The 10,236-nt window shown below is 65.3% G+C and carries 9 protein-coding genes; 6 read left to right on the top strand and 3 right to left on the bottom strand.

Annotation, left to right across the window (positions count from 1 at the left end; all coding sequences use genetic code 11):
- Window positions 1-67: 67 nt before the first annotated feature.
- Window positions 68-880: a sigma-70 family RNA polymerase sigma factor gene (locus KBY93_RS02615; protein WP_255092685.1), complete on the top strand. Its 813-nt coding sequence runs from the start codon at window positions 68-70 to the stop codon at window positions 878-880.
- Here KBY93_RS02615 and KBY93_RS02620 read toward each other — a convergent pair.
- Entirely contained in the window at window positions 828-1,022 is a 195-nt protein-coding gene (locus KBY93_RS02620) for a sigma factor SigF (protein WP_255092686.1), read from the bottom strand. The genes KBY93_RS02615 and KBY93_RS02620 overlap by 53 nt on opposite strands.
- A 282-nt stretch (window positions 1,023-1,304) precedes the next feature.
- Here KBY93_RS02620 and KBY93_RS02625 point away from each other — a divergent pair, with 282 nt between their 5' ends.
- Both KBY93_RS02625 and KBY93_RS02630 read left to right on the top strand, forming a co-directional pair.
- The gene (locus KBY93_RS02625) at window positions 1,305-2,939 is read left to right on the top strand and encodes a DUF3370 family protein (RefSeq protein ID WP_255092687.1); all 1,635 of its coding nucleotides are present in this window, start codon (window positions 1,305-1,307) and stop codon (window positions 2,937-2,939) included.
- Between the two features lie 21 nt (window positions 2,940-2,960).
- Window positions 2,961-4,007: a J domain-containing protein gene (locus KBY93_RS02630; protein ID WP_255092688.1), complete on the top strand. Its 1,047-nt coding sequence runs from the start codon at window positions 2,961-2,963 to the stop codon at window positions 4,005-4,007.
- Between the two features lie 1,078 nt (window positions 4,008-5,085).
- Here KBY93_RS02630 and apcD read toward each other — a convergent pair.
- Window positions 5,086-5,580: an allophycocyanin subunit alpha-B gene (gene apcD, locus KBY93_RS02635; RefSeq protein WP_255092689.1), complete on the bottom strand. Its 495-nt coding sequence runs from the start codon at window positions 5,578-5,580 to the stop codon at window positions 5,086-5,088.
- Between the two features lie 121 nt (window positions 5,581-5,701).
- Here apcD and rlmD point away from each other — a divergent pair, with 121 nt between their 5' ends.
- Complete coding sequence (rlmD, locus tag KBY93_RS02640; RefSeq protein ID WP_255092690.1) at window positions 5,702-7,102, top strand: 23S rRNA (uracil(1939)-C(5))-methyltransferase RlmD; 1,401 nt, start codon at window positions 5,702-5,704, stop codon at window positions 7,100-7,102.
- Between the two features lie 36 nt (window positions 7,103-7,138).
- Here rlmD and pheT read toward each other — a convergent pair whose 3' ends face one another.
- Window positions 7,139-9,625, bottom strand: coding sequence for a phenylalanine--tRNA ligase subunit beta (pheT, locus tag KBY93_RS02645; RefSeq protein ID WP_255092691.1), 2,487 nt, complete (start codon window positions 9,623-9,625; stop codon window positions 7,139-7,141).
- 110 nt (window positions 9,626-9,735) lie between these two features.
- On the opposite strand from pheT, the gene rpmG reads away from it, so the two are divergent.
- Both rpmG and rpsR read left to right on the top strand, forming a co-directional pair.
- Window positions 9,736-9,930 (top strand): 50S ribosomal protein L33, encoded by a 195-nt coding sequence (rpmG, locus tag KBY93_RS02650; protein WP_006171446.1) that lies wholly within the window; start codon window positions 9,736-9,738, stop codon window positions 9,928-9,930.
- A 74-nt stretch (window positions 9,931-10,004) separates the two neighbouring features.
- Complete coding sequence (rpsR, locus tag KBY93_RS02655; protein ID WP_094553902.1) at window positions 10,005-10,226, top strand: 30S ribosomal protein S18; 222 nt, start codon at window positions 10,005-10,007, stop codon at window positions 10,224-10,226.
- Window positions 10,227-10,236: the final 10 nt, after the last annotated feature.

A 10,236-nucleotide genomic window follows, 5' to 3' on the forward strand; every position in this document is an offset into this window, starting at 1 on the left:
AGCGACCCTAGGTCGTGGCTCCTTGATCTGGCTCCAACTCCAACTACATCCACCTTTCTCTATTCCGATGACCAGCGCTTCCCTTGTTCAATCCCGCCCCAGCCGCCCCAGCCGCTCTGGCTTGAGCCGGCGTCTGCGCCAGCGCAACGACCGAGTGGCCAGGCACCTGGAACTGGTGAGACCGATCGCCCATCACTACAGCTCCCTATGCCGCGAGGGCCGAGACGATCTCACTCAGGTGGGCCTGCTGGGCCTGCTCAGGGCAGCCGAATTGTTCCAGAGCGATCAGGGCACCCCGTTCGAGGCCTTTGCCCGCCATCACATCCGCGGGGCGATCCTCCACTACCTCCGTGATCAGGCGCCTGTGATCAGGCTCCCCCGGAGACAGCGGGAGCTGGAGGACCGCCTGCGCCGGCTGCAGCAGAACCAGACCGCTGGAGGCGCCGAAGGTAGCCGCCGCACGGAACCCCTGGCCAACTCCAGCCTGAGGCTGCTGCTGGGCTTGAGTGAGGCCCAGTGGCAGCACTTCGAGCAGCTGCGCCAGCTGGGCAGGCTCACCAGCCTGGACGGGGAGGAGGAACGGATCGCCGCCACCGAGCCCGAAACGGAGGGAGATCCCGGGGGAGGCGAAGCTGGCGATCGGATCATGTCGCTGCTGGCCCAGTTGGAGCTGCGCCAACGCACCGCCGTCCAGGAGGTGGTGCTGGCGGGCCAGAGCCTCAGGGGCGCGGCCCGCAAGATGCAGGTGAGCCCGATGACCGTGCATCGCTTGCTGGCTCGGGCGCTGGATACCTTGAGGCAGCGGATGGAAGGGGAGAGTCTGAGCTTCAGCCCTGATCCGGGGATGCATCGCGGGCGATCTGCTTCTCCAGCGTGCTGATCGCGGCATTCACCGCCGCCAGTTGCCGCTCGACCCCGTCCCGCCAGTAGGTGAGCATGCGCATCTTGCGCTCCTGATGCTGACGGCGGCTGGTTTCGGGGTCGCAGCCTGAACCACCAAAGCAAGGCAGGGGAGGAAACATGAGAAAATGTCACGTGCAAGGACGGTTCTAGCGAGCGGTCCACCCCTGATGCGCCGTCTCCTCCTCGATGGGGCCACGGAGCAGGTGCCTGCGAGACCTCCCCCCAGCCAAGGGTCCTGACCCAGCGACTGCGGAAGAGGCCACCGCAAAACCGAAACACCGTCCCAGTAGAGAATCAGAGTGAGAAGAATTGGTCCCATTGGTCTCGCTGCGGTAGCCACCCTGTCCGGGGCCGGCGCGGTTCTGGAGGCACCTGCTGCTCGGGCCTCTTATGTGCAGCTGATGGCAGGACAGGCAGCACGCCCTCTGCAGGGCCGTTTCAACGCCGTGCCGGTGCTGCACTCCAACCAGCCGGAAGAGGTGTTCGGCCCGGGCATCCTTGTCAACACGGCCCCCGGATCAGCAGTGGCCAGGGAAACCGGTCAGAGACTGAGCAACACCAACTTCACTTTCAACGGTGAATTCGGGTTGCACATGCATCACAAGTATTACCCCGAAGATGCCACCCGCCTCGGCTACGGCCTGGTGCGTGGGCAGCTCACCCTTGCCACGATCGTGATGAATCCCGGCTCCAGGCCGGTCACGCTCCACTTCGACCGTGGCGCTGTGCGCAACAGTTTCGAGGCGCCCTATCTGGCGAATCACCTGATGGGGGTCAAGCCCCTGGGTCCCAGGCCCTGGAACACTGGGCCAGGCGATGCCACAGCTGTGATCATGCTGCGGAATCAGCTTGATCCCAAGCTGCCCCAACGGTTCACGATTCCAGCCAACAGCCGGGCCGTTCTGTTCCACACCAGGCTTCCTGCACGTGGCATTGCCAACGGCCTGCTCAGCGGCCGCAGTGATGGTCCCTTCCAGATGGCGGTTGTGGCCGCTGAGGATCCCCGTACCGACTCCGATCTGTTAGCTGTTCTCGACCAGGGGGTACTGGCTCCAGGCCGGATCTACCTGAGCATGCTCCCCAAGATCCAGAACCGCCAGGTGTTTTCCAGGGTCGGTGGGGTGGCACTCGGCGATGCCTTCCAGGCCAGCATCAACCACGACCTGAACCAGGCACCCCTGCATGTGCCCTTTACCAGCACCAACCGCCACCATTTCGGCACCGGGGAGATCCAGGTGAATGCCCTGGCCAGCCGCATGGTCGATTCCTCTCTCGACAACGTGGGCACCTATGGCGTGCGCTTCGATGTCGAGATGAATCTGAAGGGCTCAGGCCCCCATGACCTGGTTTTCAGCCATCCCACCGCCAATGGTCGTCAGTTCACCGCGTTTCGCGGATCGATCGGAATCGAAACCGACGAGGGCTATCGCGAAGTTCATGTGGGCATGCGCTCAGGTGAAAGTCTCTCGCTGAGTTCGTTGAACCTTCGCCCCGGTGTCAACAACCGCGTCAAGGTGAGCATGGTCTACCCCGCTGATGCCACCCCAGGTCATCTGCTCAGCGTTGTGCCGGCCTATCAGCTCGCCCAGCTGCGCGAGCGGGAACGCCAGGTTGAGATCGCCCGAGCTGCTGCTGCCGCCTCGGCAGCAGCAGCCAAGCGCAAGACCACTCCAGCGGCGGCCCCGCCGGCGGTCGCTGGAGGTCAGAGGCCTGCGGCTCCCACCGCCGCAGCCCGCCCGGCTCAGACCATCACCCCCGCTCAGGCCGCTCCTGTCCGTCGACCTGCCAAGCCCGCCAGTGCCCGGCCCACACCGCCCCCACCGCTGCTCAGGCCCGCGATCGTGCCTGCCTGGTTGCCGCCGCTGCCGCCGCTGAGGCTGCTGAACCAGACGCCTGCAGGCTCGCCCACCGTGGCGGAGGTGCCCATGGGCACATCCACTCCGGCCTCCCCCCAGGAGACTCAGACGCTGCGGGATCGCTACGACGAGGCCGCCGAGGCCCAGCAACGCTTTCTCAGGCAGTTGATGGGCCGTTAAGCCCGACCTGAACAGGTTGCCGTGCCCCCCGACGACACGAAGGCGGATCGCCAGAGAATTCAGCTGATCCTGCCCGTCGCCCAGGTGGAGCAGATCGATGAGCTGTGCAGACAGCTGGGCCACCGCAGCCGCGGGGCCCTGCTTGAGCGCCTGCTGGAAGATCTCTTCCCCAACGCCGACGGTCTGGAGGAGGAGAGAGACAAGGACGAGGCCGGGGTTGAGGAGGAGCTGGATGGCTGCCGGGCCCTGGTGCTGGTCACGGAGCAGGCGGCCGAGCTGCTCACACTTGATGCAGGGGATGGAGAGCCTCAGTTTTCAGATCAGCCCTCACTCCAGCTGTTGGCCAGATCTCCCAGTGGTGAGCAGCCCAAGCAGCCCCGAGACGTCGCGGGTTCTGCCGGCATTGATCTGCCCGGCTTCGTGCGTCAGTCGTCGGCGCGGCTGAGACGCAGCCTGCATCCCCTGCCTGCCACTGCCCGAGAACCGCTGCCGTCTGTGGAGGCCCCTGAACTGGATCAGGCGTTGGTTGCTGTCGATGAGCACTGGCTCAGCCTCTACGGCACGGCCGCAAACGAGGCGGTGTTGGAGGCGGCCATGCTCTGGCTGGCCCGCGATATCTGGGCTCAGTCAGATCAGTCGGAGGGGCGGCCCTTCACCTGGACCTTGATGGAACAGTGGATCAGTGGCTTCGTGAGTGGCTGGTCGCCTGGACCGCCCAGGTTCAGCCGGGTGATCGTGGCCGCTGGCTTGCTTGAGGATCCTTTCAGCACCGGCACACTCACGTTGCGGATCCCCACGCTGATCCGTCGCTTCGTGCATCGCTTCCGCCGCCGCCGCCAGGGCACCTCCTTCCAGAGCCTGGAGCACACGATGACGCTGCACGGTGCCTTGAAGGTGCTGGCCCTGCCGACGGCCCCGGGTCACCAGCTCAGTCTCAACCAGATCCGTGAGGCCTACCGCGAGCAGGCCATGAGCCACCACCCCGATTCAGGAGGCAGCGCCGACGCGATGCGCCGCCTCAATGAGGCCTATCAATTACTCAAGGAGCTCTATCGCCGGCCGGCCTGAACGGGGCGCCAAAGCTGTTGCGAACATCTCAGACAAGACTTCTTGTGGGTCTCTGTACTCGTCTCGGATGAGAAGCGTGAGCTGCTTCTGGGAATGTTGGCGGGATCGAGGATTCCATCCTTCGACTTGGTGTCGCTCGTTCGCCTCCTGTTTAGTGGTTGCTCAATCGCCTCCTGAGCGCCTCTAGGGCGTCAGGCGCTTGATGGGGTGGTCTGTTCTTTTCGGCTGCAGTGCCTGTCCTGTTGCGCTTGGACACGAAGTCCAGGGCCTGTGGAACCGCTGAAAAGCCAGTCATAGCCAACTTCAATCTTTCTGCGTACCTGCTGTAGACACAGGTACGCAATCGATTCTGGCTGCAAGAACAGTGCTGGCTCCTGGGGCGATGCTGAAATCACGCCTTTCGAGACGAGCCAAGCCCGAGCTCAGCCTCCTTCTGAATCGTCTCGTATGAGAAGCATGGTCAGACCAGGCCTTGGTCTCGAAATGGACTTGTTTGTCCAGTTCAGGACGCAGAATAGGTCTTGAACTGCGACACGGATGAATTCCATGAGTGACCTCCTGCTCCCCCGCTGATTAATGCTTTGGCTGCGGGGTCTGGTTGAGCGGTTGCCGTGCAGAGGGCGCTCCTGGCGGCAGGTCCATCCTGTTGGATCAGTCGTGATGACCTTGTATGCGTCCCGCTCTGGGTCCTAGCTCTGGTCCATGCTGAGACGGCCTAGACAGTGCTCAATGGAGCGATGCGGGTTGGCGGGGTTGGCAGGGGTTGGTTGTGATGTTCGATCTCCTGGGGCTGACGTCAGGAGGGTGCTGAAGTCAATCCCTAGCGTCTCACGGTTACCCAGGCTCAAGACTCATGCTTAGACCATGATGAGACTTCTGGCATTGGCTAGTCGAGCTCGCGCAGCCCGATCACACTCCATGAATGGGGGTCGATGACTTGTATCCCCAAGGGTGACTGCATCCCTGGGGTGACTGGGTGCCCATCATCAAGAAGTCAGCCCAAATCGACTGACTGACCTTGAGCTTTTTAGCCGGCCGTGGGAAAGCCCTTGAAAAAAAGATGCTGCTGACCCCAGGCTCAGAGAGGGGTCTGCATACCCTGGATCAGGTAGTCGAAGTAAGGGGAAGCGCTGGCGGCGTCATCGGTGCCGAGCAGGGCCAGGGAAGCTTCCTTCAGGGCTCGCATGCTCTCGACCATGCCGGCCATGGGCACACCGAGGCTGTTGTACATCTCACGAGCCCCGTTGAGGCCGATCTCCTGGATCTTCTCGGTGCTACCAGCCAGTACGCCGTAGGTGACCAGTCGCAGATACCAGCTGAAATCGCGCAGGCACTGGGCCCGCTGTTTCTGGCCGTAGGCATTGCCGCCCTGGGCCACGTACTCAGGCTTGCGGGAGAAAAGGAGGCGCGCGGCCTCGTCGACGATCTTTTTCTCGTTCTCCGTCAAGGCCCTGGCCACGCGGATGCGCTGGGGACCTCCTGAGAGGTAATGCGCCATCGAGCGGAGCTCTCCGCCGCTGGGATACCGCAGCTGATCATCGGCTTGGAGGATCAGATCCCGAACGACGCTCATCGAGGACACCAGGCGCCAGATCACTTTATCGATCCGGGAACCCCCTTGCAGGAGGACGTCTTCAGATGTAACGCCCCTTTGCATCTAGGGTTTGCTCAACGTCCAAAGCGCTCCGATCCCGATGGGACTTCCCTTGCCGGTCCCAGGAACGGAACTGGATCTGTGCATTTCCGGCCTCAACCATCACGGCCAGGGTGTGGCGCGCATCGCCTCCGATGAAGGGACGGCTCCCGACCTGGTGGTCTTCGTGCCCGATGCCTTACCGGGGGAGCGGGTGCGTGCCCGGGTGCACCACAAGGCCCAGCGCCATCTGGTGGCCCATCCTCTGGAGCGACACAACGATGCCCCCGAGCGGCGTCAGCCCCCCTGCATCCTTGCTTCCGACTGCGGCGGCTGCGGCGTGCAGCACCTCAGCGACCAGGCCCAGCTGGCCTGGAAGCAGGAACTGGTCCAGCAGGCCCTGCGCCGCATCGGCGGTCAGACGCTTGAGGTGGAGCCCATCCTGGCCTCAGCCACCCCCCTGGGGTATCGCAACCGCACCACGATCCCCCTGGAGCGCTGTCCCGATGGGCAACTGCGGGCGGGTTTCTACCGCAGCGGCACTCACCGGATCGTGAACATGAACCGCTGCCCGGTGCTCGATCCCCGCATCGATTGCCTGATCGCTCCGCTCAAGCGCGATCTGGAGCAGAGCGACTGGCCTGTGGATGTGGATCTGACTGAGGGCGGCGGCCTTCGCCACCTGGCCCTGCGAGTCGGGCACCACAGCGGTGAAGTGCTGCTCACTCTGATCAGCAGCCACAGTGACCTGCCCGACCTGGCGGCCATGGCGGAAATCTGGATGGAGCGCTGGCCTGAGCTGGTGGGCGTCGGCCTCAACATCCAGCCCCTGCCCACCAACACTCTGATGGGACCGCGCACCCTGGAGATCGCCGGTCGTCCCTGGCTGAACGACAGCTTCGCGGGCCTCGAGCTCCGGATCGGTCCCGACACCTTCTTCCAGGTGCACACCGCCCAGGCCGAGCGCCTGGTGCCCCTGCTGATCGAGGCCCTCCTCCCGGCCCCTGGCCGCCGCCTCGTCGATGCCTACTGCGGCATCGGCACGTTCAGCCTGCCCCTGGCCGCCGCCGGTGCTCGGGTGCTGGGCCTGGAGCAGCACCCCTCCAGCGTGGAGCAGGCCCGGCTGAATGCCGGACTCAATGGGCTCAATGGTCTGACCCTCGAAGCCGCTGATGTGGCTCTGGCCCTGCCCGAAGCCCTGGAGGGAGCCCACGGGCTGCTGCTGGATCCGCCACGCAAGGGTTTGCCGGAGCGGGTCTGCGAAGCGATCCTGGCCGCACCGCCCGAGCGGGTGGCTTACCTGAGCTGCAACCCGGCCACCCTGGCGCGCGACCTGGCCAGGCTCACGGCCCCGGGAACGCTGCGTCTCCTGCGGGTTCAGCCGATCGACTTCTTTCCCCAGACCCAGCACGTGGAGGCCCTCGCCGTGCTGGAACGCACCTGGGAAACCCCCGCTGACTGAGCCATTGGGGTGCAGTGGTATGGACGGACCCCGGGCCTAGGAACGCCTGGCGGCTCCGAACTGCTTCTGAAGGGCGCCCAGGATCTTCGTGTGGGCCTGCTCCACCTCCGACTCGGTGAGGGTGCGGCGGGCGTCGCGGTAGCGCAGGCGGAAAGCCTGGCTGGCGTTCCCTGCCTCCACCTGGCTGCCCTGGTAGCGATCGATCAGCTCCGCTGATTCCAGCAGGGGTTTGCCCGCCTTGCGGATCGCGCCCAGCAGCTGGGCGGCGGTGACGCTGTCGGGCACCACCAAGGCCAGGTCGCGCTCGGAGGCCGGCACGGTGGCGAAGGAAGCGAAGGCAGGCTGCCAGCGGTTGCGCCGGGTGGCGGCGCTGAGCAGCGGTGTCAGGGCGAGCTGGAACAGATGGGTGGCCTCCGGCAGATCAAGGGCCTCCGCCCGCTCAGGATGGAGTTGGCCGAACCAACCGGCCACCCGGCCCTCCACCAGCAGCTCGGCGGCCCGACCGGGGTGGAGCAGGGGATGGTGGCTGGTGGCGCGGTCCTCGCAGGGAATCTTCAAGGCGGCCAGGGCCTGCTGCAGAACACCGCGGGCTTCGAAGTAGTCGGGGCTGCGCCCCTTGCCGGCGCTGCTCCAGAGTTCCGAGCGCCGCTCGCCGCAGAGCACCCCGGCCAGCTCGCTGCGCTCGATCAGGTTGCTCGGCTCGATCTGGAAGACACGGCCGATCTCGAAGGCCCAGAAACCGGGCATCGAGGCCTGCAGGTTTCGGCGGGCCGCCAGCAACAATTCATCCAGAAGGCTGTCGCGCAGATGGCCGTAGTCGGTGAGCAGGGGATTGGTGAGCCCCAGCCGTGGCGAATGCTCAACCAAACCCTGGGCAGGCACCAGCGAAAAGGCACAGGTTTCCTGCAGCCCGGCGTGACAGAGCGCTTGCCTCAGCCACCGCTCCGCCTGCTGGCCGGCCTCGAGTCCGCCAGGTTCGATCGGGTCGGGCAGGTGGCTGGCGAAGTGGTCGTAGCCCACGAGCCTGGCCACCTCTTCGATCAGATCCACCTCCCTGGTGAGGTCCATCGATCGTGACGGGGGCACCGTCACCAGCCAGCCCTCTTCATCGGCCTGCAGGTTGCAGCCCAGGGCGGTGAGGGTCTGCTCGATGCGGCCGTCGGCCAGATCTTCTTCCTGGCCGTCGACCAGCACCGGACCGAGCAGGTTGTGCAGGGCATCGCGGCGCAGGCGCAGGGGATCGGCCGGCTGATGGGGGCGCTGGTGCAGCCAGCGGCCCTGCACCCGGGCGCCCGCCAGGTTCTGGAGCAGCTGCACGGCCCGGTCGGCGGCCAACAGGGTGACTTCGACCGGGAGTCCTTTCTCGAAGCGGGCGCTGGCGTCGGTGCGCAGGCCCACGCTGCGGGCACTGCGGCGGACGGCCTCGGCGCTGAACATCGCGGCTTCCAGCCACAGGGTCTCGGTGTCTGATTGCACCGCCGATCCGGCGCCGCCGATCACCCCGGCCAGGGCGATCGGCTGGTTGGCGTAGGTCACCACCAGCGCTTCGGGGCTGAGCTGGTGGCTGGAGCCATCAAGGGCATCAAAGGCCTCAGCTGCATGGGCGCAGCGCAGCCCGAGATCCGCCGGATCGGCCACCAAATCAGCTGCTGCATCGGCCGGACGCCCCCCCAGCACCGCCAGCCGGCCCTGATCGAAGGCATGCAGGGGCTGACCTGTTTCCAGCATCACCAGGTTGGTGATGTCGACCACGTTGTTGATCGGCCGCAGGCCGGCCCGCTCCAGGCGACGTTGTAGCCAGGCGGGGGAGGGCTCCACACGCACTCCTGTGAGGGCCGTGAGGCTGAACAGGCCGCCAGTTTCGATCGCCGCCGCGCTGGCCGGCTCCACCGGCAGCGGCTCAGCGGCGATCACCGGCGCGGCGGGGGGCAGGCTGAGCTGGCCGCCGGTGAGGGCGGCCACTTCACGGGCGATGCCCAGCATCGAGAGCCCATCGGGGCGGTTGGCTGTGATCGCCAGCTCCAGCACCTGGTCGTCGAGGCCGAGGGCCGCCGCCACCGGGGTTCCCAGCGGGGGCACTGCCTCCAGCAGCTCATCGAGCACGGCGATGCCATCGGAGCTGTCGGCCAGACCCAGTTCCTTGAGGGAGCAGATCATTCCAGTGCTGGCAACGCCCCGAAGTTCGCTGGCCTGGATGGTCAGATCCACGGCACTGAGATGGGCCCCCACCAGGGCCACGGGCACATGGATTCCGGTGCGCACGTTGGCGGCCCCGCAGACCACCTGGAGCAGCGGTTCGTCCGAGCCCGGAGGGCTCACCCGCAGCTGACAGACGCTCAGCCGGTCGGCATCGGGGTGGGGCTGCCTGTCCTCCACATAGCCGACCACCACTCCTTCAGCCTGACTGGCGAGGTCGTCGATCGCCTCCACCTCGAAGCCGGCGATCGAGAGGCGCTCGGCGAGCTCCTGAACCGGTCCATCACAGGAGACAAGTTCCCGCAACCACTGGAGCGAGACCCGCATTCGCCTGCATCAATCAAGGACCAGATCCTAAGGATCGGAATGCCGGAGCCCGGCGGGGTAAGGTGTCGGATTGTCATTACGCCTCGCATCAAGCGGCGCACGTCCTTCCTATGGCCAAGAACAAGGGCGTCCGGATCGTGATCACTCTCGAGTGCACCGAATGCCGGTCCAATCCCGCCAAGCGCTCTCCTGGGGTGTCCCGTTACACCTCCCAGAAGAATCGCCGCAACACCACTGAACGGCTGGAGCTGAAGAAATTCTGCCCTCACTGCAACAAGAGCACGGTCCACAAAGAGATCAAGTGAGGTCACCGGGTCATAGCCCTCGGCACTGACCCCAGCAGCTCGTCCTTCCGTTCCCCGTCCGTTTCCGCCAACCCATGTCCAGTTCCTTTTTCAAGAAGCGCCTTTCACCGATCAAGCCCGGTGATCCGATCGACTACAAGGACGTCGATCTGCTCAAGAAGTTCATCACCGAGCGCGGCAAGATCCTTCCCCGTCGCCTTTCCGGTCTCACTGCCAAGCAGCAGCGCGATCTCACCAATTCCGTCAAGCGGGCCAGGATTGTGGCGCTGCTCCCCTTCGTGAATCCCGAAGGCTGAGCGGCCCTTC

The organism is Synechococcus sp. J7-Johnson, from assembly GCF_024345795.1.
Lineage (GTDB): Bacteria > Cyanobacteriota > Cyanobacteriia > PCC-6307 > Cyanobiaceae > Regnicoccus_A.

Bases quoted from the DNA above. Each gene is read 5' to 3' on its own strand.
- KBY93_RS02615 (WP_255092685.1), top strand. From the start codon at position 68: ATGACCAGCGCTTCCCTTGTTCAATCCCGCCCCAGCCGCCCCAGCCGC.
- KBY93_RS02620 (WP_255092686.1), bottom strand. From the start codon at position 1,022: ATGTTTCCTCCCCTGCCTTGCTTTGGTGGTTCAGGCTGCGACCCCGAA.
- KBY93_RS02625 (WP_255092687.1), top strand. From the start codon at position 1,305: ATGGCAGGACAGGCAGCACGCCCTCTGCAGGGCCGTTTCAACGCCGTG.
- apcD (WP_255092689.1), bottom strand. From the start codon at position 5,580: ATGAGCGTCGTTCGGGATCTGATCCTCCAAGCCGATGATCAGCTGCGG.
- rlmD (WP_255092690.1), top strand. From the start codon at position 5,702: ATGGGACTTCCCTTGCCGGTCCCAGGAACGGAACTGGATCTGTGCATT.
- pheT (WP_255092691.1), bottom strand. From the start codon at position 9,625: ATGCGGGTCTCGCTCCAGTGGTTGCGGGAACTTGTCTCCTGTGATGGA.
- rpmG (WP_006171446.1), top strand. From the start codon at position 9,736: ATGGCCAAGAACAAGGGCGTCCGGATCGTGATCACTCTCGAGTGCACC.
- rpsR (WP_094553902.1), top strand. From the start codon at position 10,005: ATGTCCAGTTCCTTTTTCAAGAAGCGCCTTTCACCGATCAAGCCCGGT.